General features: G+C 72.1%; 21 protein-coding genes and 2 pseudogenes. 6 read left to right on the top strand and 17 right to left on the bottom strand.

What is annotated here, in order from left to right:
- The first annotated feature begins 205 nt into the window (after positions 1-205).
- Together OG627_RS24110 and OG627_RS24105 are read left to right on the top strand one after the other, a co-directional pair.
- Positions 206-1,285 (top strand): M4 family metallopeptidase, encoded by a 1,080-nt coding sequence (locus OG627_RS24110; protein ID WP_329068381.1) that lies wholly within the window; start codon positions 206-208, stop codon positions 1,283-1,285.
- Positions 1,286-1,361: 76 nt separating this feature from the next.
- Positions 1,362-1,628: a protealysin inhibitor emfourin gene (locus OG627_RS24105; RefSeq protein ID WP_329068379.1), complete on the top strand. Its 267-nt coding sequence runs from the start codon at positions 1,362-1,364 to the stop codon at positions 1,626-1,628.
- Between the two features lie 78 nt (positions 1,629-1,706).
- Here the strand turns inward: OG627_RS24105 and era are convergent, their stop codons facing one another.
- The 3 genes and pseudogenes from era to OG627_RS24090 form a co-directional block, all read right to left on the bottom strand.
- A complete protein-coding gene (gene era / locus OG627_RS24100; RefSeq protein ID WP_329068377.1) occupies positions 1,707-2,678 on the bottom strand; it encodes a GTPase Era in 972 nt (323 codons plus the stop codon).
- Positions 2,679-2,773: 95 nt separating this feature from the next.
- Positions 2,774-3,139 carry a cytidine deaminase gene (locus tag OG627_RS24095; protein ID WP_329068375.1) on the bottom strand — a complete coding sequence of 122 codons (366 nt, stop codon included), beginning with the start codon at positions 3,137-3,139 and terminating at the stop codon, positions 2,774-2,776.
- 58 nt (positions 3,140-3,197) lie between these two features.
- Positions 3,198-3,942: pseudogene (locus tag OG627_RS24090) on the bottom strand (helix-turn-helix transcriptional regulator); the annotation flags it as partial.
- Between OG627_RS24090 and OG627_RS24085 the strand changes: the two are divergent.
- Positions 3,941-4,078 (top strand): annotated as a pseudogene (locus OG627_RS24085) (MFS transporter); the annotation flags it as partial. The pseudogenes OG627_RS24090 and OG627_RS24085 overlap by 2 nt on opposite strands.
- 2 nt (positions 4,079-4,080) lie before the next feature.
- Here OG627_RS24085 and OG627_RS24080 read toward each other — a convergent pair.
- From OG627_RS24080 to hrcA, 11 genes are all read right to left on the bottom strand, one after another.
- Complete coding sequence (locus OG627_RS24080; protein WP_329072924.1) at positions 4,081-4,440, bottom strand: MmcQ/YjbR family DNA-binding protein; 360 nt, start codon at positions 4,438-4,440, stop codon at positions 4,081-4,083.
- Positions 4,441-4,451: 11 nt separating this feature from the next.
- Positions 4,452-5,741, bottom strand: coding sequence for a hemolysin family protein (locus tag OG627_RS24075; RefSeq protein WP_329068373.1), 1,290 nt, complete (start codon positions 5,739-5,741; stop codon positions 4,452-4,454).
- Positions 5,738-6,235, bottom strand: coding sequence for an rRNA maturation RNase YbeY (gene ybeY, locus OG627_RS24070; RefSeq protein ID WP_329068371.1), 498 nt, complete (start codon positions 6,233-6,235; stop codon positions 5,738-5,740). Before ybeY ends, OG627_RS24075 begins: the two co-directional genes overlap by 4 nt.
- A gap of 14 nt (positions 6,236-6,249) precedes the next feature.
- Entirely contained in the window at positions 6,250-7,269 is a 1,020-nt protein-coding gene (locus tag OG627_RS24065) for a PhoH family protein (RefSeq protein ID WP_329068370.1), read from the bottom strand.
- Between the two features lie 171 nt (positions 7,270-7,440).
- Positions 7,441-8,553 (bottom strand): carbohydrate kinase family protein, encoded by a 1,113-nt coding sequence (locus OG627_RS24060; RefSeq protein WP_329068368.1) that lies wholly within the window; start codon positions 8,551-8,553, stop codon positions 7,441-7,443.
- A 162-nt stretch (positions 8,554-8,715) separates the two neighbouring features.
- Positions 8,716-9,624: a ribonuclease Z gene (locus tag OG627_RS24055; protein ID WP_329068366.1), complete on the bottom strand. Its 909-nt coding sequence runs from the start codon at positions 9,622-9,624 to the stop codon at positions 8,716-8,718.
- A gap of 5 nt (positions 9,625-9,629) precedes the next feature.
- Positions 9,630-9,989, bottom strand: coding sequence for a histidine triad nucleotide-binding protein (locus OG627_RS24050; RefSeq protein WP_329068364.1), 360 nt, complete (start codon positions 9,987-9,989; stop codon positions 9,630-9,632).
- A gap of 107 nt (positions 9,990-10,096) precedes the next feature.
- On the bottom strand, positions 10,097-10,846 hold the full coding sequence (locus tag OG627_RS24045) for a 16S rRNA (uracil(1498)-N(3))-methyltransferase (RefSeq protein WP_329068362.1): 750 nt from the start codon (positions 10,844-10,846) through the stop codon (positions 10,097-10,099).
- Positions 10,843-11,922: a nitronate monooxygenase gene (locus OG627_RS24040; protein WP_329068360.1), complete on the bottom strand. Its 1,080-nt coding sequence runs from the start codon at positions 11,920-11,922 to the stop codon at positions 10,843-10,845. The genes OG627_RS24045 and OG627_RS24040 overlap by 4 nt, the downstream gene beginning before the upstream one ends.
- Positions 11,923-12,159: 237 nt before the next feature.
- Positions 12,160-13,299 (bottom strand): molecular chaperone DnaJ, encoded by a 1,140-nt coding sequence (dnaJ, locus tag OG627_RS24035; protein ID WP_329068358.1) that lies wholly within the window; start codon positions 13,297-13,299, stop codon positions 12,160-12,162.
- On the bottom strand, positions 13,300-14,316 hold the full coding sequence (hrcA, locus tag OG627_RS24030; protein WP_329068355.1) for a heat-inducible transcriptional repressor HrcA: 1,017 nt from the start codon (positions 14,314-14,316) through the stop codon (positions 13,300-13,302).
- A gap of 197 nt (positions 14,317-14,513) precedes the next feature.
- Between hrcA and OG627_RS24025 the strand changes: the two genes are divergently transcribed.
- Both OG627_RS24025 and OG627_RS24020 read left to right on the top strand, forming a co-directional pair.
- A complete protein-coding gene (locus OG627_RS24025; protein WP_329068353.1) occupies positions 14,514-15,257 on the top strand; it encodes an MBL fold metallo-hydrolase in 744 nt (247 codons plus the stop codon).
- Between the two features lie 33 nt (positions 15,258-15,290).
- Complete coding sequence (locus OG627_RS24020) at positions 15,291-16,118, top strand: DUF3097 domain-containing protein (RefSeq protein ID WP_329068351.1); 828 nt, start codon at positions 15,291-15,293, stop codon at positions 16,116-16,118.
- Positions 16,119-16,178: 60 nt separating this feature from the next.
- Here OG627_RS24020 and hemW read toward each other — a convergent pair whose 3' ends face one another.
- Positions 16,179-17,411, bottom strand: a complete 1,233-nt coding sequence (hemW, locus tag OG627_RS24015) for a radical SAM family heme chaperone HemW (protein WP_329068349.1) — start codon at positions 17,409-17,411, stop codon at positions 16,179-16,181.
- 160 nt (positions 17,412-17,571) lie between these two features.
- Positions 17,572-19,596 carry a SpoIIE family protein phosphatase gene (locus OG627_RS24010; RefSeq protein WP_443073526.1) on the bottom strand — a complete coding sequence of 675 codons (2,025 nt, stop codon included), beginning with the start codon at positions 19,594-19,596 and terminating at the stop codon, positions 17,572-17,574.
- Positions 19,597-19,855: 259 nt separating this feature from the next.
- Between OG627_RS24010 and OG627_RS24005 the strand changes: the two genes are divergently transcribed.
- Positions 19,856-20,440 carry a response regulator gene (locus OG627_RS24005; RefSeq protein ID WP_329068347.1) on the top strand — a complete coding sequence of 195 codons (585 nt, stop codon included), beginning with the start codon at positions 19,856-19,858 and terminating at the stop codon, positions 20,438-20,440.
- Between the two features lie 95 nt (positions 20,441-20,535).
- On the opposite strand, the gene OG627_RS24000 is transcribed toward OG627_RS24005, so the two are convergent.
- Complete coding sequence (locus tag OG627_RS24000) at positions 20,536-22,425, bottom strand: AMP-dependent synthetase/ligase (RefSeq protein ID WP_329068345.1); 1,890 nt, start codon at positions 22,423-22,425, stop codon at positions 20,536-20,538.
- Between the last annotated feature and the right edge of the window lie 175 nt (positions 22,426-22,600).

Genomic DNA, 22,600 nt, shown 5'->3' with positions numbered 1-22,600 from the left:
GAAACGCATGATGCTCAGTAGCGTAACCGAGGCGTCCGGTCCGCGCGGGCCCGTATCAGCATGCGGGACCGGCCGCCGCGAGCCGGGCGCGGCCCTCTGTACGGAGAGTGAGGTCTTAACCGTCCAGGGGCGACGGATCACTCTATTTCAGCAACCTTGGTCGCAATGGGTGACAGGGATTCCACGGAGTGCCACATTGGTTGCCATGGACGCCATCTCTCCCGTCACCGCTCCCGTTTTCTGCGCCATCGTGCCGCCGCACGTACTCGACAAGCTCGCGCAGGCCGAGGATCCCGCGATCTCCGGGCCCGCCCGCCGCACCCTGGAGGCGGACTCGGCGCAGCGCACCCGCCGCCGGCTGACGGCGGTCGGCCCGCGGGTGCTCACCGAGTCCGCCGGGCAGGACCCGGCCGCCACCGGAAAGCCCGACCGCACGATCCACGACTGTGAGCACGGCACCGCGCTGCCGGGCAAGAAGGTCCGCGGCGAGGGCGACCAGCCCGGCCAGGACGCCACGGTCAACCGCGCGTACGCCGGGCTCGGCGCCACCTTCGAGCTGCTGCTGAGCGCGTACGCACGTGACTCGCTGGACGGCGCCGGGCTGCCGCTGATCGCCAGCGTGCACTACGACCGGGACTACAACAACGCCTTCTGGGACGGCGAGCAGATGGTGTTCGGGGACGGTGACGGGGAGGTCTTCCTCGACTTCACCATCCCGGTCGACGTGATCGGCCACGAGCTGACCCACGGCCTCACCCAGTACACGGCCAATCTCGCCTACTACGGCCAGTCCGGCGCGCTCAACGAGTCGGTGTCGGACGTCTTCGGCGTGCTGGTCAAGCAGTTCACCCTGGACCAGACCGCCGAACAGGCCGACTGGCTGATCGGCGAGGGCCTGCTCGCCCCGGGCGTCAGCGGGGTCGCCCTGCGCTCCATGAAGGCCCCGGGCACGGCGTACGACGACGACGTGCTCGGCAAGGATCCGCAGCCCGCCACGATGAAGGACTACGTACGGACGAGCCGTGACAACGGCGGGGTCCACATCAACTCCGGCATCCCGAACCACGCGTTCTATCTGTTCGCCACCCAGCTGGGCGGAAAGGCGTGGGAGCGGGCGGGCCAGGTCTGGTTCGACGTGCTGACCGGCGGCGAGCTGGAGATCGACGCGGACTTCGCCGACTTCGCCCGGCTGACGCTCGCGGCGGCGCGGGCGCGCTTCGGTGACGCGGCGGAGCTGGAGGCCGTGACCAAGGCGTGGTCCCAGGTCGGGGTGGCCACGGCGTAACGCGGACGGCCGACGGCACGGCCCACGGCACGGGCGGCGGCTACCGCCGCCGCCCTTCACGTACTAGAACAGGACCATGCGTATCCAAGTACGGCGCACAGGCGGTTTCGCGGGCATCGAGCGCAGGTCGGAGGTCGACACGACGGATCTGCCCGACGCCGAGGTCTGGCGGGAGCTGGCCGAACGGGCGGAGGCGGACAGCCAGGCCGCCCCGCCCTCGGGTGTGCCGGACGGCTTCAGCTACCGGATCACGATCGACGAGCACACGTTCCACTGCGCCGACCCCCGGCTGACCGACGCCCAGCGCGCGCTGATCTCCCGGGTGCTCAAGGAAGGCGCGTAGGACCCGGAGGGCGCCGCCGCGGGGCCCGGAGGAGCGCCGCCGGGCCCTGAAGAACCGGTCAGGAACGGTCAGGAACGGTCAGAACCCCAGCTTGCGCAGCTGCTTGGGATCGCGCTGCCAGTCCTTGGCGACCTTGACGTGCAGGTCCAGGAAGACCGGCGTCCCCAGGAGCGCTTCGATGTGCTTGCGGGACTTCGTCCCGACCTCCTTGAGGCGCTTGCCCTTGGGGCCGATGATGATGCCCTTCTGGCTGGGCCGCTCGATATAGACGTTCGCGTGGATGTCGAGCAGCGGCCGGTCCGCCGGGCGGTCCTCGCGCGGGAGCATCTCCTCGACCACGACCGCGATCGAGTGCGGCAGCTCGTCCCGTACGCCCTCCAGCGCCGCCTCGCGGATCAGCTCGGCCACCATGACCTGCTCCGGCTCGTCGGTGAGGTCGCCCTCCGGGTAGAGCGGCGGGCTCTGCGGGAGCAGCGGGACCAGCAGGTCCGCGAGCAGACCGACCTGCTGGTCGCCGACGGCGGAGACGGGGACGATCTCGGCCCACTCCATGCCGAGTTCCCTGCCGATCTGGTCGATCGCGATGAGCTGCTCAGCCAGGGTCTTGGAGTCGACCAGGTCCGTCTTGGTGACGACGGCGATCTTCGGCGTCTTCTTGATCGCGGCCAGTTCCTTGATGATGAACCGGTCGCCGGGGCCGAGCTTCTCGTTCGCGGGCAGGCAGAAGCCGATCACGTCGACCTCGGCCCAGGTCGTCCGCACGACATCGTTCAGCCGCTCACCGAGCAGCGTGCGCGGCTTGTGGAGGCCCGGGGTGTCGACCAGGATCAGCTGCGCCTCGGGCCGGTGCACGATGCCCCGGACGGTGTGCCGCGTGGTCTGCGGCCGGTTCGAGGTGATGGCCACCTTCTGGCCGACCAGAGCGTTCGTGAGGGTGGACTTGCCCGCGTTCGGGCGACCGACGAAGCAGGCGAAGCCGGCCCGGTGGGGGGCTTCGGCTGTCTCGGGAGAAGTCTCGGGAGAGGAGGTACGAGCGCTCATGGCGCCCATTCTCCCCGATCGTTTACCCGCCGCCTACCAGCCGACCGCCCCGGGCCGCCGCAGGGCCGCCGTGCGACCGCCGCCGGCCGCAGGGCCGCCGCCCCTCAGCCGGCCGTGACCGTGACCGTCAGGCTGCCGTCCGGGCCCGCCACCAGGACCGGTGTGCCGGGGCCGCCGAGATCGCGTACGGCCGCGCGGTCCTCGTCCGAAGCGCCGGACTCGGCGGTGACGACGGCGGCCGCCTCCAGCGAGGTGGCGCCGCTGGCGACGGCCATGGCGACGGCGGTGCGCAGCGCGCTGAGCTTGAGGGAGTCCAGCTCCACGGTGCCCGCGACATACGTACGTCCGGTCTCGTCCCGTACGGCCGCACCCTCCGGTACGCCGTTGCGGGCGCGGGCGCTGCGGGCGAGGGTGATGATCTTGCGGTCCTCGGGGTCGAGGCCGGTGGCGGGGTCGGTGCTCTGCGTCATGTGCCGAGCATAGGCAGGCCGTGCGGCGGCCCCGCGGAGGGCCCACGTGTACGGGAGATCAGCCCGCGACCGGGTACATCGAGCCGCGCCGGCCCTCCGGCGAGGCCAGCCAGGCCAGCTTGGCCGCCGTGTCCGCCTCGGGCAGCGCGTTGTGCAGGACGACGGTGAGGTCGGGCCTGGCCGGGATCCGCAGCTGGGTCGACTCCAGGAACAGCGTGCCGACGACGGGGTGCTCCAGCTCCTTGGGGACCGGTCCGGCCGGCTGGACGTCCCGCCGCTCCCAGAGCCGGGCGAACTCCGTCCGAGCACGCCGCGCGGAACTGGGCGACCATCTCCGGCGCCACCCCGGCCCAGTGCGCGGCCCGGGTGCGGTAGACGGGGTCGGTGAAGAAGGCGATCAGGCAGTTCTGGGGCATCTCCGGGCGCATACCGAGCACGCTGGTGGCCGCGTCGTTGTACATGACGACGTTCCAGTACGTGTCCAGAATGTTCGCCGGGAACGGCATCCAGGCGTCGATCAGCCGCCGCAGCCCGTGGCACATGCCGAGCGCCGAGGGGTCCGCCCGCGGCGGGGGCGGGTTCAGCCCGGCGAGGGCGTAGAGATGGCGCAGTTCCGCGCTGTTGAGCCGGAGCACGCGCGCCACCGAGTCCAGGACCTGCGGCGATACGGTGATGTCCCGGCCCTGCTCCAGCCACTGGTACCAGGAGGCGCCGACGCCCGCGAGGACGGCCACCTCCTCACGGTGCAGCCCGGGGGTACGGCGCCGGCCGCCCCCGTCGGGCAGGCCGGCCTCGCCCGGGGAGCAGGGGCTCGCGACGGGGCTGGTCACGACCACCCAGCAGGTCGGGATGACCATCGACATTCCGCTGCTGGGGGTGCCGGCGATCGACGCTTCGATCGTCGTGGCGGCGGCGCTGCTGGTGGCGGTGGGGCTGCGCCGTCAGGGCCGGTCGAGCCGGAGGCGCTCCGCCTTCGGCAGGCCCGCCACCACCAGGTCGTACGAGTCCTCGATCAGCTCGCGCACCATCCGGGCGGGCAGCCCGCCGACCGTCACCGTGTTCCAGTGGCGCTTGTTGAGGTGCCAGCCCGGGACGATCGCAGGGTGGGTCTCCCGCAGTCGGATCGCGTCGTCGGGGTCGCACTTGAGGGAGATTTTCAGCGGCCGTTCTTCCGGGGCGCAGAAGGCGAAGATCTTGCCGCCGACCTTGAAGACCGTGAGTCCCGGGTTGCGCGGGAACGGGACCTCCTCGGAGGTCCCGTTGAGCCCGAGGCAGTACGCGCGCACCGCCGTCGCCGTCAGTGCGCCGCCCGTCATGACGCCGCGGCCTCCTCGCGCACCGGCTCGGCCAGGACCGTGACGATCTTGTTGCGGCGGCCGGCCGGGGATTCGGCGGTCAGCCGCAGCGTCCGGCCGTCGGGGAGGGCGACCTCGGCGCTGGCCCCGGCGATCGGGACCCGGCCCAGCGCCTTCGCCAGCAGCCCGCCGACCGTCTCGACGTCCTCGTCGTCGTACTCGTCGAGTCCGAACAGGTCGCCGAGGTCACCGATGTCCAGCCGGGCCGTGACCCGGTAGGAGCCGTCGCCCAGCTCCTCCACGGGCGGCAGCTCGCGGTCGTACTCGTCGGTGATCTCGCCGACGATCTCCTCCAGGATGTCCTCGATCGTGACGATGCCCGCCGTGCCGCCGTACTCGTCGATGACGACGGCGACATGGCTGCGCTCCTGCTGCATCTCGCGCAGCAGGTCGCCCGCGTTCTTCGTGTCGGGCACGAAGGCGGCGGGGCGCATCGCCGTGGAGACCAGGTCGGCCTCGGAGTCGCGGTTGATGTGCGTCTTGCGCGCCAGGTCCTTGAGGTAGACGATGCCGACGATGTCGTCCTCGTTCTCCCCGGTGACGGGGATGCGCGAGAAGCCCGAGCGCAGCGCGAGCGTGAGCGCCTGACGGATCGTCTTGGAGCGCTCGATGGCGACCAGGTCCGTGCGCGGGACCATGACCTCCCGTACGAGCGTGTCGCCCAGCTCGAAGACGGAGTGCACCATCCGGCGCTCGTCGTCCTCGATGAGGGACTCGGCCTCGGCGAGGTCGACCATCGCGCGCAGTTCGGCCTCGCTGGCGAACGGGCCCTTGCGGAAGCCCTTCCCGGGGGTCAGCGCGTTGCCGAGGAGGATCAGCAGCTGCGGGACGGGGCCCATCACGCGGGCCAGCGGCAGCAGGACGTACGCGGAGGCCGTGGCCGTGTTCAGCGGGTGCTGGCGGCCGATGGTGCGCGGCGAGACGCCTACCGCGACATAGGAGACGAGGACCATCACACAGATGGCGACGAGGAGCGCCGCCCAGGTCTCCCGGAACTCCTCCAGGCAGACATAGGTGACCAGCACCCCGGCCGCCATCTCGCAGGCGACCCGCACCAGCAGGGCCACGTTCAGATAGCGGGTCGGGTCGGCGGCGACCTGCGCGAGCTTCGCCGCGCCCCGGCGGCCCGAGCGCACCGCCTCGGCGGCCCGGAAGCTGGAGACGCGGGCGAGGCCCGCCTCGGCGGACGCCGCCAGCCAGGCGACGACGACCAGGGCGACCGCGCCGGCGATCAGTTGCGCGGTCACGAGACGGTCGGCGCGGGGGACGGACCCGTCAGCCCCTGTTCGGCCCGCCAGCCGTCCACGATCGCGGCCTGGAGCCCGAACATCTCGGCCTTCTCCTCGGGCACTTCGTGGTCGTAGCCGAGCAGGTGCAGGACGCCGTGCACGGTGAGCAGTTGCAGCTCCTCGTCCATGGTGTGCTGCGTCGGGGCCTCCTCGCCCTGCTGCTTCGCCACCTCCGGGCAGAGCACGATGTCACCGAGGAGCCCCTGCGGGGGCTCCTCGTCGTCCTTGACCGGCGGACGCAGCTCGTCCATCGGGAAGGACATGACATCGGTGGGGCCCGGCAGATCCATCCACTGGATGTGCAGTTGCTCCATCGCCGCGTCGTCCACCACGATCACCGAGAGTTCGGAGAGGGGGTGGATACGCATCCTGGTGAGCGCGTAGCGGGCGATGTCGAGGATCGCCTGCTCGTCGACCTCGGTACCTGACTCGTTGTTGACGTCGATCGACATGGTGCGCTGCTGCTCTACTTCCCGTTTTCGTTGTCGTACCGCTCGTACGCGTCGACGATACGGCCGACGAGCTTGTGCCGTACGACATCCTGGGACGTGAGCCGGGAGAAATGCACATCCTCCACACCGTCCAGGATGTCCTGGACCTGGCGCAGACCGCTCTTGGTGCCGCCCGGCAGGTCGACCTGGGTGACGTCGCCGGTGATGACGATCTTCGAGTCGAAGCCGAGCCGCGTCAGGAACATCTTCATCTGTTCCGTGCTGGTGTTCTGCGCCTCGTCCAGGATGATGAAGGCGTCGTTCAGCGTCCGGCCGCGCATGTAGGCCAGCGGCGCGACCTCGATCGTGCCCGCCGCCATCAGCCGGGGGATCGAGTCGGGGTCGAGCATGTCGTGCAGCGCGTCGTAGAGCGGGCGCAGATACGGGTCGATCTTCTCGTACAGCGTGCCGGGCAGGAAGCCGAGCCGCTCCCCCGCCTCGACGGCGGGCCGGGTCAGGATGATCCGGCTGACCTGCTTGGACTGGAGCGCCTGGACCGCCTTGGCCATGGCGAGGTACGTCTTGCCCGTACCGGCGGGGCCGATGCCGAAGACGATCGTGTGCTTGTCGATCGCGTCGACGTACCGCTTCTGGTTGAGCGTCTTGGGGCGGATCGTCCGGCCACGGCTGGAAAGGATGTTCTGCGTGAGCACGTCGGCGGGGGTCTCGGGACCGTCCGCACCGCCGTTCTCGCTCGCCCTGAGCATGGCAATGGAACGTTCCACCGCGTCCTCCGTCATCGGCTGACCGGTGCGGAGCACCAGCATCATCTCGTCGAACAGGCGCTGGACGAGCGCGACGTCCGCCGCGCCGCCCGCCGCGCTGATCTCGTTTCCCCGGACATGGATGTCCACCTCGGGGAACGCCTTCTCGACCACACGGAGCAGGGCGTCGCCCGATCCGAGGACCATCACCATGGGGTGTTTGGCCGGAACGGTGAACCGGGCGTGGGCCTGCCCCGGCGCGGGGGTCCGGACTGTGGGTGTCTGAGTCATGGGCCGGCGCTGTGGCCTGCACATACCTCCCGTTGCAGGGTTCTCGCTGCTCGACAACCTCTGGGCTACCAGCGTACGACTCCGCACTGACAGCGCCCCAGTGCTTTTCCTTGCGCCCTGGGCGAAGCGCCCACCGGTTTTAGGGGCGCGCGGTCCGGCGGGCTCCCCCGGTCAGGCCGAACGGCCGAATCCGATCGTCGGTACGGCCCTGCGCAGCGGCCACGGCCGGGTCGGCGCGGGCAGCAGGTCCGCCAGGAAGCCGTAGCGCCGCAGGGCCGCCGGGTCCTGGTCGGAGCAGCCGTGCACATAGCTCCACCAGGCGGCGACCTCCACCCAGCCGGGCGCGGACAGCGACCCGCCGAATTCCTGCACGGAGAGCGCGGCGGTCAGCCCGGCGAAGGCCAGCCGGTCGGCGAGGGGCCAGCCGGCGAGGGTACCGGTGACGAATCCGGCCACGAAGACATCGCCCGCGCCCGTCGGGTCCATGGCCTCCACCGCGATCGCCGGGACCTCGGCGGTCTCGCCCGTGGAGCCGTCCACCGCGTACGCGCCCTCCGAGCCCAGGGTGACCACGGCGACCGGCACCCGCTCCGCGAGCAGCCGGGCGGCCGCCCTGGGGCAGTCGGCGCCGGTGTAGCGCATCGCCTCCTCGGCGTTGGGCAGGAACGCCTCGCAGTGCTCCAGGTCCGCCAGCCCCGCCAGGTCCCAGCGGCCCGTCTCGTCCCACCCGACATCGGCGAAGATCCGGGTCCCGAGCCCCGCCGACCGGGCGATCCACTCGTCGCGGCGCCCCGGTGCCAGCGCGGCGACGGCGGCACGCGCGCGGGGCGGGCACTCGGGCAGGGCGCCCTCGGGCGGCGGCGCCTCGTGGCCGTGCGAGACCATCGTGCGCTCGCCCTCGTACGCCATGGAGACGGTGACGGGCGAGTGCCAGCCGGCGACCGTGCGCGACCGGGACAGGTCGATGCCCTCGCCCTGCGCGAGCGCGTCCCAGCAGTACTCGCCGTAGTGGTCGTCGCCGAAGGCGGCGGAGAGCGAGGTGCGCAGTCCGAGCCGGGCCAGGGCGGTCGCCATGTTGGCGATCCCGCCGGGGCTCGACCCCATGCCGCGCGCCCAGGACTCGGTACCGCGCACAGGGGCGCTGTCCAGGCCGGTGAAGACGATGTCGAGGAAGACCGTGCCCGTCAGATAGACGTCGCACTCCGGATCGTCGGGCCTGCGCAGTCCCTCCAGCGGGTCGACATGGGCGGTGTGGTCCAGCGGGTCTCCGTTGGGTGTGATCACGGCGGGCTCCCGATCGCGTGCGGATCCCGACAGTCTGCCCGATCCGCCGGCCGGATCGGATCCGCGGCGTCCGCGCCGCGGCGGCGGGAGCCGCTCCGCAGCCGCCGCGGAACAGCCGCGGAGCCGCTACGGAGCGGTTCGGAGGGCTTCCGCCGCGCCCGGTCAGCGGGCGCGCTTGGGCAGCGGCACCCGTACGAGATCGGCCGCGATCGTCAGTTCGCCCTCGAACCCGGCCGCGCGGGCCTGCCGTTCGAACGCGGTGGGGTCGCCGTACCGCTGCGAGAAGTGCGTCAGCACCAGATGCGCCACGCCCGCGTCCCTGGCCGCCCGCGCGGCCTGGCCCGCCGTCAGATGTCCGTGGTCGGTCGCCAGCCGTTCGTCCTCGTCCAGGAACGTGGACTCGATGACCAGCAGATCGCACCCCTCGGCCAGCGCGTGCACCCCGTCGCAGAGCCGGGTGTCCATCACGAACGCGAACCGCTGCCCCGCACGCACCTCGCTGACCTCCTCCAGCCTGACCCCGTTCAGCACGCCCTCGCGCTGGAGCCGGCCGACATCGGGCCCGGCGATCCCGTGCGCTGCCAGCCGCGCCGGGTCCATCCGGCGCCCGTCGGGCTCCACGAGGCGGTAGCCGTAGGACTCGACGGGGTGGGAGAGCCGGTGCGTCTGAAGGGTGTACGAGGGGGTCAGCGCGAGCACGCCGTCGTGGCGCACCGGAGCCTCGGTCAGCGCGACGGACTCGCGGTAGGCCGTGGCGTACCGCAGCCGTTCGAAGAAACGCTGTCCGCTGGCCGGGTAGTGGGCGGTGATCTCGTGGGGCACCCGGTCGAGGTTGATGCGCTGGATGACCCCGGCGAGCCCCAGCGAGTGGTCGCCGTGGAAGTGCGTGACGCAGATGCGGTTGATGTCGTGCGCGGCGACTCCCGCGCGCAGCATCTGGCGCTGGGTGCCCTCGCCCGGGTCGAAGAGCAGTCCCTCGCCGTCCCAGCGGAGCAGATACCCGTTGTGGTTGCGGTGGCGGGTGGGCACCTGGCTGGCGGTGCCCAGTACGACCAGTTCCCGTACGGACAAGACCGCTACCCGGGGGGCCAGTTGAGGCCGCGTCCGCCCAGGACGTGGGCGTGTGCGTGGAAGACGGTCTGGCCCGCGCCGGAGCCGGTGTTGAACACGACCCGGTAGCCGCTCCCGTCGGTGCCCTCCTCGGCCGCGACGGCGGCGGCCTCGCGCAGCACATCGGCGGCGATTCCCGGCTCGGCGGCGGCGAGGCTGCCCGCGTCCGGGTAGTGCGCCTTGGGGATGACCAGTACGTGGCTGGGGGCCTGCGGGTTTATGTCGCGGAAGGCGACGGTCGTGTCCGTCGTGCGGACGACCGCGGCCGGTACGTCCCCCGAGACGATCTTGCAGAACAGGCAGTCGGCCTGTGGTTCTCCCGCCATGGCGCGGGCCTCCTCGACTCGGCGCGGCTGACGACGCGGCTGATGATCGATTCCGTACGGAGGCATGCTATCCGGCGGGCCACCCGCCGTGCGGTGACCTTCGCGGGTCAGGACCAGCGGCCCGTGCGGGCCATCACCACGGCGGTGGCGACCGTTCCGGCGGTCGAGGTGCGCAGGACCGTGCTGCCGAGGTAGTACGAGCGCGCGCCGGCCGAGGCGAAGGCCGTCAGCTCCTCGGGGGACACGCCGCCCTCGGGCCCGACGACCAGCACGACCGAGCCCTCGGTGGGCAGTTCGGCCACGGCCAGCGGCTCGCTGCCCGCCTCGTGGTCCTGGTGCAGTACGGCGGCGAAGTCCGCCGTCGCCAGCAGCGCGGCGACCTGCTTCGTGCTCATCGCGTCCGCGACCTCGGGGAACCGCACCCGCCGCGACTGCTTGCCCGCCTCCCGCGCGGTGGCCCGCCACTTGGCGAGCGCCTTGGCGCCCCGGTCGCCCTTCCACTGCGTGATGCAGCGGGAGGCGGCCCACGGGACGATCGCGTCGACGCCGGTCTCCGTCATGGTCTCGACGGCGAGTTCGCCCCGGTCGCCCTTGGGCAGTGCCTGGACGACGGTGATGCGCGGGCTCTCCGGCTCCGCCTCGGACACCGAGCCGAGCTGGACGATCAGCCGGTCCTTGCCCTCGCTGTCCAGCACCACGCAGTCGGCCCAGAGCCCGTTGCCGTTCGTCAGGACGACGTCCTCGCCGGCCCGCATCCGCTTCACCGAGACGGCGTGCCGTCCCTCCGGGCCGTCCACGACGAACCGGCCGCCGGGTCCGGCAGCGAAGTCGTCGACCAGGAAGACGGGAGCGGTCACGAGCCGTCCTTCGGGTCGCTCGTCAACGAGGCGCGGGTCTCTTCGAGTTCCGCGTGCAGCAGCTCGACCAGCTCGCCGGCGGGCAGTTCGCGGGCCATCCGGTGGCCCTGTCCAGCCCACAGCGCCATGCCCTGCGCGTCGCCCACCCGGGCGGCGGCCTTGCGCAGCCCGGAGGTGAGGTGGTGGATCTCCGGATAGGCGGCGGGCGCGTACGGACCGTGCTCGCGCATGAAGCGGTTGACGAGTCCGCGGGCGGGGCGGCCGGAGAACGCGCGGGTCAGTTCCGTCCGTACGAACAGCGGGTTGGTCATGGCCTGTTTGTGCAGCGCGTTGGCGCCGGACTCGGGGCACACCAGGAACGCCGTGCCGAGCTGCGCGGAGTCCGCGCCCGCCGCGAGCACCGCCGCGATCTGGCCACCGCGCATGAGTCCGCCGGCCGCGATGACCGGGATCTGTACGGTCTCCCTGACCTGCGCCACCAGCGACAGCAGCCCGAGGCCCGCGCCGTCGGTGGCCGGATCGTCGCGGTGCGTTCCCTGGTGGCCGCCCGCTTCGATGCCCTGGACGCAGACGGCGTCGGCGCCGGACCACTGCGCGGTCTGGGCCTCCTCGGGGGTGGTGACCGTGACGACGGTGACCGTGCCGACCTTGGCGAACGCGTCCAGGGTGGTCCTGGTCGGACAGCCGAAGGTGAACGAGACGACCGGCACCGGGTCGTCCAGCAGGATCGCCAGCTTCGCCTCGTAACCGTCGTCCCGGCCGGAGTCGGGGTCGCCGAGCGGCGTCTCGTACCAGGTGGCCTCACCGGCGAGCTGGTTGCGGTAGACCTCGACGGCCGCGTGGTCCGCGTAGTTCGGCTGCGGCATGAAGAGGTTGACGCCGAAGGGTCTGGCGGTGAGTCCGCGCAGCTGTTTGATCTCTTCGTACAGACCGTCCACCGTTTTGTACCCGGCGGCGAGGAACCCCAGACCGCCGGCCTCGCAGACGGCCGCGGCCAGCTGCGGGCAGGACGCGCCACCCGCCATGGGGGCCTGCACGATCGGATACCGGCAGAGATCGGTCAGTACGGAGGACATGCAGGCATCGTGCCATGTCCTCTGTGACAGCTCCGAATCGGTGTCGCGTCAGCTGTGTGACAGAGAGGGCGACGGACGCGGGAGGGGCCCAGGGGAAGATCCCCTGGGCCCCTCCCGGCGATCAAACGCCTACCGCCCGTTGAACGCGTCCTTGAGGCGCGAGAACAGCCCCTGCTGCCCCGGCTGACGGTGCTGTCCCGGGGGCCGACCCCCGGACCCCCGGCCGGCAGGACCCGCCTACCGCCCGTTGAACGCGTCCTTGAGGCGCGAGAACAGCCCCTGCTGTCCAGGCTGGAACTGCCCCGTGGGCCGTTCCTCACCCCGCAGCTTCGCCAGCTCGCGCAGCAGCCGTTCCTGCTCGGGGTCGAGCTTGGACGGGGTCATCACCTCGACGTGCACGATCAGGTCGCCCCGGCCGCCGCCGCGCAGATGCGTGATGCCGCGCCCGTGCAGCGGGATCGACTGGCCGGACTGGGTGCCTGGACGTACGTCGATGTCCTCCACGCCGTCCAGCGTCTCCAGCGGGCACTTCGTGCCCAGAGACGCCGCCGTCATGGGCACCGTGACCGTGCAGTGCAGGTCGTCGCCGCGCCGTTGGAACATCGCGTGCGCCAACTCGTGGATCTCGACGTAGAGATCGCCCGCGGGGCCGCCGCCGGGGCCGACCTCGCCCTCGCCGGCGAGCTGGATGCGGGTGCCGTTGTCGACACCGGCCGGGATCTTGACCGTGAGCGTACGGCGCGACCGGATGCGTCCGTCGCCCGCGCACTCGGGGCACGGCGTCGGTACGACCGTGCCGAAGCCCTGGCACTGCGGGCAGGGCCGCGAGGTCATGACCTGGCCCAGGAAGGACCGGGTGACCTGCGAGACCTCGCCACGGCCCCGGCACATGTCACAGGTCTGGGCGGAGGTGCCGGGTGCGGCGCCCTCCCCCGAGCACGTCGTACAGACGACGGCCGTGTCGACCTGGATGTCCTTGGTCGTGCCGAAGGCCGCCTCGTTGAGGTCGATCTCCAGCCGGATCATGGCGTCCTGGCCGCGCCGCGTGCGCGAGCGCGGGCCGCGCTGCGACGCCGTGCCGAAGAACGCGTCCATGATGTCGGAGAAGTTGCCGAAGCCGCCGGCGCCGAAGCCACCGGCGCCGCCTCCCCCGCCGCTGGCCGAGAGGGGGTCGCCGCCGAGGTCGTAGACCTGCTTCTTCTGCGGGTCCGACAACACCTCGTAGGCGGCGTTGATTTCCTTGAAGCGTTCCTGCGTCTTGGGATCGGGGTTGACATCCGGGTGCAGCTCGCGGGCGAGCCGCCGGAATGCCTTCTTGATCTCGTCCTGTGAAGCGTCGCGGCGCACGCCGAGTACGGCGTAGTAGTCCGTGGCCACTTACGACTCCGCCAGGATCTGTCCGACGTAACGTGCCACTGCGCGTACCGCTCCCATCGTTCCGGGGTAGTCCATGCGGGTCGGTCCGACCACGCCGAGTTTTGCGACTGCCTCGTCGCCCGAACCGTAGCCGACCGCGACGACGGACGTGGAGTTGAGGCCCTCATGGGCGTTCTCGTGCCCGATACGTACGGTCATGCCCGGGTCGGCCGCCTCGCCGAGCAGCTTGAGGAGCACCACATGCTCCTCCAACGCCTCCAGCACCGGCCGGATGGTCAGAGGGAAGTCGTGTCCGAAGCGGGTGATGTTGGCGGTGCCGCCGATCATCAGCCGCTCCTCGGTCTCCTCGACCAGGGTTTCGAGCAGGATCGCGAGCACCGTGGAGACGGTCCCGCGGTCCTCCTGCTCGAACGAGTCGGGCAGGTCCTGCACCAGCTGCGGGACGTCCGCGAAGCGGCGGCCGACGATCCGGCTGTTGAGCCGGGCCCGCAGATCCGCCAGCGAGGTCTCGCCGAAGGGCGCGGGACAGTCGACCATGCGCTGCTCGACCCGTCCGGTGTCCGTGATCAGGACGAGCATCAGCCGGGCGGGCGCGAGCGCCAGCAGTTCCACGTGCCGCACCGTCGAACGGGTCAGCGAGGGGTACTGGACGACGGCGACCTGCCGGGTCAGCTGCGCCAGCAGCCGCACCGTACGGCCCACGACGTCGTCGAGGTCGACGGCGCCGTCCAGCAGGTTCTGGATGGCGCGGCGCTCGGGCAGCGACAGGGGCTTGACCCCGGCCAGCCGGTCGACGAAGAGCCGGTAGCCCTTGTCGGTCGGGATGCGCCCGGCGCTGGTGTGCGGCTGAGCGATGAAGCCCTCGTCCTCCAGCACCGCCATGTCGTTGCGGACGGTGGCGGGAGAGACGCCGAGCTTGTGCCGCTCGGTGAGCGCCTTGGAGCCGACGGGCTCCTCGGTGCCGACGTAGTCCTGGACGATCGCGCGCAGCACCTCAAGCCTGCGTTCGCTGAGCATGCGGCACACCTCCAGCTGTCGTCCGTCGCAATCCGCCTGGCATCTGCTTGGCACTCGCTCACGGGGAGTGCCAGTACTCCCCGTGTCAGTGTACGGCCGTGGGGCACACCCCTAGCAAGGCAGCCGACCACGCTACCTCGCCGGGTCCCGCCCCCGCGGACCCGGCGGCTGCCGGGAGCCTCCCGTAGCGTCCCTGTATGGACGTCGATGGGAACGAGCGCGGGTGGGAGCGGCTGGCTCCCGGAGTGAGCCGGCGGCGGCTGCCGGGGTGGGACGCGACGGTCGGGCTGGTGGCCGGGAACAGCGGCGCCCTGCTGTTCGACACGGGATCCTCGGTCCGGGAGGGCGCGGAACTCCGGTCGGCGGCGCGGGCGCTGCTCGGCGGGGACCGCGTGACGCATATCGCACTGAGCCATCCGCACTTCGACCATGTCTTCGGCACGGCGGCGTTCGCGGGCGCCGAGGTGTACGGCGCGGTGGGGATGGCGGAGCTGCTGGCGGCGGACCGTACGCCGCTGTACGAGGACGCTGTGCGGGAGGGGCTCGCGGCGGCCGAGGCGGCCGAGGCGGTGGACCTCCTGGTGGCGCCCCGGCACGCGGTGTCCGGGGAGGTGACGATCGGCCTGGGGGACGGCGGGGGCGGGGAGGCCGTCGGCGACGTCCTGCTGGCGCGTGTCGGCCCCGGCCACAGCGCGCACGATCTGGCGCTGGTGGTGCCGGGCTCCCCCCGCGTCGTGTTCTGCGGCGATCTGGTCGAGGAGTCGGGGGAGCCCCAGGCGGGCCCGGACGCGGTCCCCGCCCGCTGGCCGGCCGCGCTGGACCGGCTGCTGGCGCTGGGCGGCCCGGACGCGGTGTACGTACCGGGGCACGGGGCGGTGGTGGACGCGGCGTTCGTCAGGGCGCAACGGGACGCGCTGGCGGCGCGTTTCGGCGTGTCGTAGCCCTCGCGGGCCGTCCGGTTTATCGTCTTGCGAATGCGCAGCTACAGCCCCGATCTGACCCCGCCGTGGAAGAAGAGGTCCACGCCCGCGCCGGAGGTGCCCGCCGAACCGGACCTGGTGGTCGAGGAGGTGTCGACGGGCTTCTGCGGCGCGGTGATCCGCTGTGAGAAGACCGCGGAGGGCCCGACGGTCACTCTTGAGGACCGCTTCTCCAAACACCGGGTTTTCCCGCTGGTGCCCGGCGGTTTCCTGCTGGAGGGCCGGGTGGTGACCCTGGTACGCCCCTCGGCAGCCGGACCGGCCAGGCCCGCCCGTACGGCCTCGGGCTCGGTCGCCGTCCCGGGCGCCCGGGCGCGGGTCGCCAGGGCGGGGCGCGTCTATGTGGAGGGGCGGCACGACGCGGAGCTGGTCGAGAAGGTCTGGGGCGACGACCTGCGCGTCGAGGGGGTGGTCGTGGAGTACCTCGGCGGCATCGACGATCTCCCCGCCGTCGTCGCCGAGTTCGCCCCGGCGCCGGACGCGCGTCTGGGCGTGCTGGTCGACCATCTCGTCCCCGGCTCGAAGGAGTCCCGCATCGCGGCGTCGGTGACGGGCGCGGACGTCCTGGTGGTGGGCCACCCGTACATCGACGTCTGGGAGGCCGTGAAGCCGTCCTCGGTGGGCATCGGGGCGTGGCCGAGGGTGCCGAGGGGCGAGGACTGGAAGACGGGCGTGTGCCGGGCGCTGGGCTGGCCCGAGAACACGGGCGCGGCCTGGCAGCACATCCTGTCGAAGGTGCACTCCTACAAGGACCTGGAACCGGCGCTGCTGGGGCGGGTGGAGGAGCTGATCGACTTCGTCACGGCCGGTGGTGACGTCTGACCGCCGGGGAAAGGTCCCGGACGTGCCGTGAACACCGCCCCAGGGGGCTTGGCCGCCGAGTCAGTCCACCAGGTCCCTGACGACCGCGTCCGCCAGCAGCCGCCCCTTCAGCGTCAGCACCGCGCGGCCCTCCGCGTAAGGACCGGTCTCCAGGAGGCCGTCCCTTACCGCGCGGTCGGCCGCCGCCGCTCCGGCGGGCTTCAGCAGGGACAGTTCGCAGCCGTCCCGGAGCCGCAGCTCCAGCAGGACGCGCTCCACGCGACGGTCCTCGTCGGCGAGGATCTCGCGGCCGGCGCCGGGTGAGCGGCCCTCCGCGAGCGCCTGGGCGTACGCACCGGGGTGTTTCACGTTCCACCAGCGCACGCCGCCCACGTGGCTGTGGGCGCCGGGGCCCGCGCCCCACCAGTCGGCGCCGCGCCAGTACAGCTCGTTGTGGAGGCAGCGGGCGGCCTCGGAGGTGGCCCAGTTGGACACCTCGTACCAGGAGAAGCCCGCCTCGGAGAGCGCGCGGTCCGCGATCAGATAGCGGTCGGCGTGCTCGTCGTCGTCCGTCATCGGGACCTCGCCGCGCCGGATGCGCCGGGCCAGCTGGGTGCCCTCCTCGACGATCAGCGCGTACGCCGAGATGTGGTCGGGGCCGGCCCCGAGCGCCGCAGCGAGGGTTTCGCGCCAGTCGTCGTCGCTCTCGCCGGGCGTGCCGTAGATCAGGTCGAGGTTGACGTGTTCGAACCCGGCCGCGCGCGCCTCCGCCACGCACGCCTCGGGGCGTCCGGGGGTGTGCGTACGGTCCAGCACCTTCAGCACGTGCTGCTTCGCGCTCTGCATCCCGAAGGAGATCCGGTTGAAGCCGCCCTCCCGCAGGGCCGCCAGATAGGCCGGATCGACCGATTCCGGATTCGCCTCGGTGGTGATCTCGGCATCGTCCGCGAGCCCGAACTCGTCCCGGATCGTCCCCAGCATCCGTACGAGATCCCCGGCGGCGAGCAGCGTGGGGGTGCCGCCGCCGACGAATACGGTACGGACCGGCCGGGGGTCGTCGCCCAGCACCTTCCTGGCCAGCCGGACCTCGTCGGCCAGGGTCTCGGCGTAGTTGTCGCGGGAGGCCAGGACACCGCCGGAACCGCGCAGCTCGGTCGCCGTGTACGTATTGAAGTCGCAGTAGCCGCAGCGGGTCGCGCAGTACGGAACGTGCAGGTAGAAGCCGAGGGGCCGGTCCGCCGCGCCCGCCAGCGCGTGCGGGGGCAGCGCGCCGGTCTCGGGCATGGGGTCACCGTCGGGCAGTGCGGAAGGCATGTCCCCAGTGTCCCGTACGGGAGCGGTGTCCGGCGCCGCCGGGCGCACAGACGTACGGGAGCCCGGGGCCCGTACGGGAACCCCGGGCCCGTACGGGAGCCCAGGGACTGCACGGAAACCTCGGGCCCGTACGGGAACCCCGCGCCGGAACCCCGGGCCCTCACTCCGCCTGGAGCACCAGCAGCGCCAGATCGTCCCCCGGCGGCGTCTCGGCGAACTCGTGCACCGCACGCCGTATCCGCTCCGCCACGCCCTGTGCCGTCATCCCCACGCACTCCGCCAGGGCCCGCGCGAGCCCGTCGCCGTCGTCCAGCATCCGGCGGCCGGAGCGGCGCTCGGTGACACCGTCGGTGACGCAGAGCAGGGTGTCGCCGGGCTCCAGGTCGAAGGTGCTGCTCTCGTACGCGACCTTGTCGACCACCCCGAGGAGCAGTTGGGGCTCGGCCGCCGCCCGTACGGTGCCGTCGGGCCTCAGCAGCAGCGGCAGCGGATGGCCGGCGCTGGCGAGGGTGCAGCGGATGCCGCCGCCCTCGCCCGGCAGGGGCATCAGCTCGCCGTACAGCAGCGAGAGGAAACGGGCCTGGCCGCCCTCGGCGGGGCCGCCGGGCGCGGTCGGCTGTCCGGCGCCGGGGCCCGCCCCCACGGCGCTCACACCGCCCGCGGCGGCCATCAGGGACGCCGATTCCGCCGCCTCCGTCGCGTCGTCGAGGAGCAGCCGGTTGAGGCGGTCGAGCACGGCGCCGACGCGGTAGCCCTCGCGGGCCAGCAGCCGCAGCCAGGGGCGGGCGAGGCCGGTGACGACGGCGGCCTCGGGGCCGCTGCCCTGGACGTCGCCGAGCATGAAGCACCAGCGGTCGCCCGGCGGGCACGGGAAGACGTCGTAGAAGTCGCCGCCCGCGAGGCCGTCGTCGCTCGGCTCGTACACCAGGGAGCTGGCGACTCCGGGGATCCTCGCCACCTGGCTGGGCAGCAGTCCGCGTTGCAGGACGCGGCTGATGGTGACCTGGCGCGTGTAGCGGCGGGCCGCGCCGATCGCGAGGGCGACGCGGCGCGCGAAGTCCTCGACGAGCGCGGCGACTTCGTCGGGGACGGTGGTCTGGCCCGGCCTGCCGAGCAGCAACGTGCCGAGGGCGCGTCCGTTGGCGACCAGCCGGCAGGCGAGGGCGGCGCCGTCCCCGGGGCGGCCTTCGGGGCCGCAGTCGGGCCAGGGCACCTGCACCGGCTCGCCCCTGGGCGGATCCGGCAGCCGCAGCGGTTCCTTCTCCAGGGCGGCGCGCAGGGGCTCGATCCGGGACTCGTCGGCGTGCCAGACGCGGGCGAGCCGGGGCGGGGCGCCGGAGTGGCCGTTCTCCCCGTCGAGCCAGACCGCGCACCACTCCGCGAGCCTGGGCACGAGGAGCTGGGTGGAGAGCGCAGCGACGAGTTCCTCGTCGAGCTGTCCCGCGAGCAGTTCGGACGCCTCGGCGAGGAAGGAGAGGGCGCCCCGGCCCGCCCATTCCGGGGCGTCGCGTACCGGGCGCCGGGTGGCGGGCGCGAGGATCTCGGCGGCGCGCAGTCCCCGGCGCAGCGCGGGCTCGGCCGGCTGGCCGGGTCCCGCGTCGCGGCCTTCGAGCGGCAGCCTGGCCCAGACGGTCTTGAGGCCCGAGCGGTAGGTGATGCCCCAGCGTTCCGCGAGGGCGGCGACGAGTTGCAGTCCCCTGCCGTACTCGGGGATGCCGGACGGCATCCGTTCGCGGACGTCGTCGTCCTCGTCGTCGTCGCCGCGCACGGCACGGGCGGGATGGTGGTCGGAGACTTCCAGGACGAGCGCGGCAGGCTCCTCGCCCTCCCCGGAGGCGCTCTCGGCCGGTGCCTCCAGGCGGCAGAGCAACTCGACGGTGGTCCCGGCGTGCACGACCGCGTTGGTGACGAGTTCGTCGACGATCAGCACCGCGTCGTCAGCGAGCAGATCGGTGCTGTGCCGGCCGGGCGAGCAGCTCTCGTCCCCGTGGCAGAAGGTGCAGGTGGCGAGCAGCCCGAGGCTGGTCCAGTCGGCGAGCGCCGCGCGCGCGAAGCGGCGGGCGGCGGACGGGGCGAGCGGGTTGCCGGGCAGACTGGTGTGAGAGGTGGACCGCGCGCCCCCGCGTAACGGCACCTGGGGCGCCGGAAGGTGAAGGGTCTCGCGCGGAATCGGAATGGGCCCCACTGCGGCTCCTGATCCGGTTCTGGCGTTGTGCCGCTTACGATCCCGACAGCGTGACAGAAGGAACGCGTTCCCATCCGCGGAGTCGGGGAAGTCGGGTCAGATTTGTCCCAAGCATTGACATCGGGACGAACCGCGGGATCAGGGACAACGTTCGCGCCACAACACGCGCCCAAACCAGCCGAACGGCGTGCGGAACCGCTCCGAACAGAGCATTCTTGCCTGCCTGGCCGAAACACAGGGGCCGGACAAGGAGTACGGAATGAGCAGGACAACAGTCACCACGGAGCGCGCGAGCATCCTGCTCGTCGATGACATGGAGGACAACCTCGTCGCGCTCGAAGCGGTGCTGGCCTCGCTGGACGAGCCGCTCGTGCGGGCCCGTTCGGGCGAGGAGGCGGTACGGGCGCTGCTGCGGGAGCCGTTCGCGGTGGTGCTGCTGGATGTCCGCATGCCCGGCATGGACGGTTTCGAGACCGCCTACCGGATCAAGCGGCTCGACCGGTCCAAGGACATCCCGATCATCTTCCTGAACGGGCCGGAGTCCGACAGCGGTTATGCCTTCCGGGGGTACGCGACGGGCGCGGCGGACTTCCTGACCAAGCCGTTCGACCCCTGGATGCTGCGCGCCAAGGTCAGCGTCTTCCTCGATCTGCACCGCAAGAAGCGCGAGTTGGAGCGCGCGCTGACGCGTGAGCAGCAGCATCTGGGGGACATCGCGGGGCGGCTGTCGTCGATCGAGGACGCGCTGCGGAGCACCGCGCCGAACGATCTCGCCGTGCTGGGACCGCAGTTGGCCCGGATAGAGGACACGCTGGGGGAACTGCGGCGCGGACGGGGGCGCTGAGGGGCGGGACACCGAGAGGGCGGGCGCTCGGAGCGGGCAGGGGCGCGGGCGAGGGGGACGTCACGCGGTCACGCTCCCCCGCCCGCGCCGGGCGCTCACGCCTCCCGGGAGCCCTCGTACATCTCCTCGATCAGGGCCTTGTACTCGCGCTCCACGACCGGCCTCTTCAGCTTGAGGCTCGGGGTCAGCTCGCCGTGCTCGATGTCCAGGTCGCGCGGGAGCAGCCGGAACTTCTTGACGGTCTGCCAGCGCTGGAGGCCCTCGTTGAGCCGCTTCACGTAGCCGTCGATGAGCCGCTCGGCCGCCGCGGAACCGACCACGTCGGCGTACGGCTTGCCCTCCATGCCGTTCTCGGCGGCCCAGCCGAGGATGGTCGGTTCGTCGAGCGAGATCAGCGCCGTGCAGAAGTTCCGGTCCGCGCCGTGCACCAGGATGTTGGAGACGAACGGGCACACGGCCTTGAACTGGCCCTCGACCTCGGCCGGCGCGATGTACTTGCCGCCGGACGTCTTGATCAGGTCCTTCTTGCGGTCGGTGATCCGCAGGAAGCCGTCGACCGACAGCTCGCCGATGTCGCCGGTGTGGAACCAGCCGTCGGACTCCAGGACCTCCGCCGTCTTCTCGGGCAGCCCGTGATATCCGGCCATGACCCCCGGGCCGCGCAGCAGGATCTCGCCGTCGTCGGCGATCCGCACCTCGGTGCCGGGCAGGGGCTTGCCGACCGTGCCGGTGCGGTACGCCTCGCCCGGGTTGACGAAGCTGGCCGCGCTGGTCTCGGTCAGCCCGTACCCCTCCAGGATGTGGATCCCGGCGCCGGAGAAGAAGTAGCCGATGTCGGGGGCCAGGGCGGCCGATCCGGAGATCGCCGCGCGCAGCCGGCCGCCGAACGCCTCGCGCAGCTTGGCGTAGACGAGCGCGTCGGCGGCCCGGTGCTTGGCGCCGAGGGCGAACGGTACGGACTTGGTCCCGGTACGGCGGAAGTTGTCCTGGGAGACCTTGGCGTACTCACGGGAGACGCCGGCCGCCCACTGGAAGATCTTGTACTTGGCGCCGCCGCCGGCCCGCGCCTTGGCCGCGACCCCGTTGTAGACCTTCTCGAAGATCCTCGGCACGGCCGCCATGTAGGTCGGGCGGACCACCGGCAGATTCTCGATGATCTTGTCGACGCGGCCGTCCACGGCGGTGACGTGGCCGACCTCGATCTGGCCGGAAGTGAGCACCTTGCCGAAGACGTGGGCGAGCGGCAGCCACAGGTACTGGACGTCGTCCTTGTGGACCAGGCCGGTGGCGGCGATGGCCTTGGCCATGTACGACCAGCTGTCGTGCGGCAGCCGCACCCCCTTGGGGCGGCCGGTGGTGCCGGAGGTGTAGATCAGGGTGGCGAGCTGGGGGGCCTCGATCGCCCCGACGCGCTCCTTGACGACCTCGGGGTGCTCGGTCAGGTACGCCGTGCCGCGCGCCTCCAGATCCGCGAGCGAGAGCACCCAGCCCTCCGGGTCGCCCTCGGCGGGCAGCGCGTCGGCCGTCTCGATCACCACGACATGGGCGAGGTCGGGCAGCTCGGCCCGGTTCTCGCGCGCCTTCGCCAGCTGGGCCGCGTCCTCGGCGATCAGCACCCGGCTGCCCGAGTCGGCGAGGATGTACGCGGACTCCTCGGTGTTGGTCGACGGGTAGACGGTGGTGGTCGCCGCGCCCGCGCACATCACCCCGAGGTCGGCGAGGATCCACTCGACGCGGGTGGCGGAGGCGAGCGCGACGCGCTCCTCGGGCCGTACGCCCAGGGCGATCAGGCCGGCGGCCACCGCGTACACCCGCTCGGCCGCCTGGGCCCAGCTCAGCGAGCGCCAGTCGTCGGGCCCCTCGCCCGAGGCCGGGGGCACCGGATAGCGGTAGGCCTCCGCGTCCGGCGTGGCCGCCACCCGCTCAATGAAGAGGGTCGCCACGGAGGGCGGCCGGTTCTCGATCAAGGTCTGTGTGTCGCTCACGACATCCTCCGGGCCCGGCAGCGCTGCATGACTGGATTGTGTGACTGGCGAGTAACTAACTGGCGAGTAACTATGCTCCGCGATCAGACTAGAGGCCACCCGGCCGGTGCGTAAGAGGCCGGGTGACGCCGGATTCGCGCGCGGCCCCTCGCGCCCGTACCGCGACGGGCCCCCG

Origin of the sequence: Streptomyces sp. NBC_01429 (assembly GCF_036231945.1) — a bacterium.
GTDB lineage: Bacteria > Actinomycetota > Actinomycetes > Streptomycetales > Streptomycetaceae > Streptomyces.
This window is presented reverse-complemented; position numbering and strand designations above follow the sequence as displayed.

Coding starts and splice junctions, on each gene's coding strand:
- OG627_RS24110 (WP_329068381.1), top strand. CDS start 206: ATGGACGCCATCTCTCCCGTCACCGCTCCCGTTTTCTGCGCCATCGTG.
- OG627_RS24105 (WP_329068379.1), top strand. CDS start 1,362: ATGCGTATCCAAGTACGGCGCACAGGCGGTTTCGCGGGCATCGAGCGC.
- era (WP_329068377.1), bottom strand. CDS start 2,678: ATGGGCGCCATGAGCGCTCGTACCTCCTCTCCCGAGACTTCTCCCGAG.
- OG627_RS24095 (WP_329068375.1), bottom strand. CDS start 3,139: ATGACGCAGAGCACCGACCCCGCCACCGGCCTCGACCCCGAGGACCGC.
- ybeY (WP_329068371.1), bottom strand. CDS start 6,235: ATGTCGATCGACGTCAACAACGAGTCAGGTACCGAGGTCGACGAGCAG.
- OG627_RS24065 (WP_329068370.1), bottom strand. CDS start 7,269: ATGACTCAGACACCCACAGTCCGGACCCCCGCGCCGGGGCAGGCCCAC.
- OG627_RS24050 (WP_329068364.1), bottom strand. CDS start 9,989: ATGGCGGGAGAACCACAGGCCGACTGCCTGTTCTGCAAGATCGTCTCG.
- OG627_RS24040 (WP_329068360.1), bottom strand. CDS start 11,922: ATGTCCTCCGTACTGACCGATCTCTGCCGGTATCCGATCGTGCAGGCC.
- hrcA (WP_329068355.1), bottom strand. CDS start 14,316: ATGCTCAGCGAACGCAGGCTTGAGGTGCTGCGCGCGATCGTCCAGGAC.
- OG627_RS24025 (WP_329068353.1), top strand. CDS start 14,514: ATGGACGTCGATGGGAACGAGCGCGGGTGGGAGCGGCTGGCTCCCGGA.
- OG627_RS24020 (WP_329068351.1), top strand. CDS start 15,291: ATGCGCAGCTACAGCCCCGATCTGACCCCGCCGTGGAAGAAGAGGTCC.
- hemW (WP_329068349.1), bottom strand. CDS start 17,411: ATGCCTTCCGCACTGCCCGACGGTGACCCCATGCCCGAGACCGGCGCG.
- OG627_RS24005 (WP_329068347.1), top strand. CDS start 19,856: ATGAGCAGGACAACAGTCACCACGGAGCGCGCGAGCATCCTGCTCGTC.